The sequence below is a fragment of the Psychrobacter sp. 1U2 genome (assembly GCF_051847575.1).
In genome coordinates this window covers 1-2,040 of record NZ_JBPYDC010000081.1, presented here as the reverse complement: position 1 = coordinate 2,040, position 2,040 = coordinate 1, and the positions used below count along the sequence as shown (strand labels likewise).

The following is a 2,040-nucleotide window of genomic DNA, read 5'->3' as shown; positions in this document are numbered from 1 at the left end:
ATCTTTTGGTTTTCATCATCAGGATCGACAATCCCATCATCAGTCATCTCTAGAATACGCTGTTGTTGCTTTTTGGATTTGGCACGATTGTTGATCGAAACCCATTGGTAAGGTTGATCTTTTAGTTGTACCTTCATAAAGTCCATCCATACTGGTAGCGCTGCGACGCCTCCATATTCACGTCGCCCTAATGTCGATGGTTGATCAAAGCCCATCCAGACCACAGTGGCACTGGTTGGATGAAACCCTGCAAACCAAGCGTCTTTGGCTTCATTGGTAGTGCCCGTTTTACCACCAATATCGCTACGACCCAAAGCTTTTGCACGTACCGCTGTACCGCGCTGCACAACATCGCGCAAAATATCAGCCATCTCAAAAGCAACTCTTGGCTTTAAGATACGCGGTGCTTGGCTTGCATGTAGGTATTGTACTGCAGGTGCTTTTAGACGATCTGCTTGTGGACTGGCATCATAGATACTTAAATTACTAGTATCGACTGCTTGCTCAGTTTCTTCTTCTAAATTATCAGTATTTACTAACTCATCATTAGAGTTGTCATCTTCGTCTTTAAGCGACTGATTATACTCTTCAACCAGTTTGGCATTAAGGCTGTCGACTTGTTCATTAAAACACAATGCGCACGCTTGCTGTGGATTTGCTTGAAACAACAATTTATTGTCATAATTGTAGATTTGTTCAATAAAATAAGGTTGAACACGGTGCCCGCCATTGGCGAAACTTGCATAAGCAGTGGCCATTTGTAACGGCGTTGCCTGTCCAGTACCAAGCGCTAACGATAAGGTCGTTGGTAGCTTTTCTTTATCCAGCCCAAACTGATCTAGTAAATTGCGTGTATCTGAGATGCCAATGGCTTGTAGCAAACGTATAGAGACTAAGTTGCGTGACAGGTATAGACCACGGCGCAAGGTAATGTCACCTAAAAAACGTTGATCGGAGTTTTTGGGTTTCCATTCACCTACTTGGATAGGGCGATCTGAAACAATACTATCTGAGCGATAGCCTTTTTCTAGGGCAGCTGTATAAACCAGTGGCTTAATCGTTGAACCTGGTTGACGCCAACCCTGCAGTGCACGATTAAACTTACTGTGATTAAAGTCAAAGCCGCCAACTAGGGCGTTGACTGCCCCTGTATCAGGATTTAGCGAAACCAGACTGCCTTGTACATCTGGTATCTGTGCCAGTTTCCAACCACCATTATTAGTCGGTACCAAGCGAATAATATCATTCTCATTCACAATTTGTTTAGCGTTACTTGGGTAATAGCCAATACGATTCGCTGAAAAATACTTACGTGCCCAGCTCATACCTGACCAGTTAACCGTAACGTTTTCACCAGATGGCATTGTGGCTTCAAAGCTACGTGAGTTAACTTTAGTGACTTTAGCTGGATACATACCGCCATAACGTCGAAAGTCTTCTAAAGGCTCATCATTTGCTTCTGCACCTCGCCAGCCATGGCGATGATCATAGGCTATTAGCCCTTTCGATATAGCTGCTTCAGCCGCTTGTTGTGCCTCACTATCGACAGTAAGGCGAACGCGCCAGCCTCCGTTAACCACTTGTTCACCATAGCGATTGACCAAGGCATAACGTGTCATTTCTGCCAGATAAGGCATGTTGACATCAAGCTTTTCTTGATAAAGTTTTAGACCGATAGGGGCACTTATAGCTTCGCTATGCTCAGCATCACTGATATAACCAAGCTCATGCATGCGACCAATAATCCAGTTACGGCGGGTAAGTGCACGATCAGGGTTGGCGACAGGATTATACTTTGATGGCGCTTTAGGTAAGCCTGCCAGCATAGCCATTTCAGCAACGGTCAGACTCTCCAAAGACTTACTATAATATTTTTTGGCTGCTGCACGTATACCGTATGCACCTTCTCCAAGATAAATTTTGTTGACATATAACGTCAGGATATCATTTTTACTCAGCTCATCTTCCATTTTACGCGCTAAAAACAGTTCGGTTAACTTTCTGTTTAAAGTACGCTCAGGGCTTAAAAAGTAATTTTTG

Annotated in this window: 1 protein-coding gene; it reads right to left on the bottom strand. The window is 43.8% G+C overall.

Annotation, left to right across the window (positions count from 1 at the left end; translation table 11 throughout):
• Window positions 1–2,040, bottom strand: a 2,040-nt coding sequence (locus ACS8FD_RS13310) for a penicillin-binding protein 1A (protein WP_439276235.1), incomplete at both ends; no start/stop codon positions are given.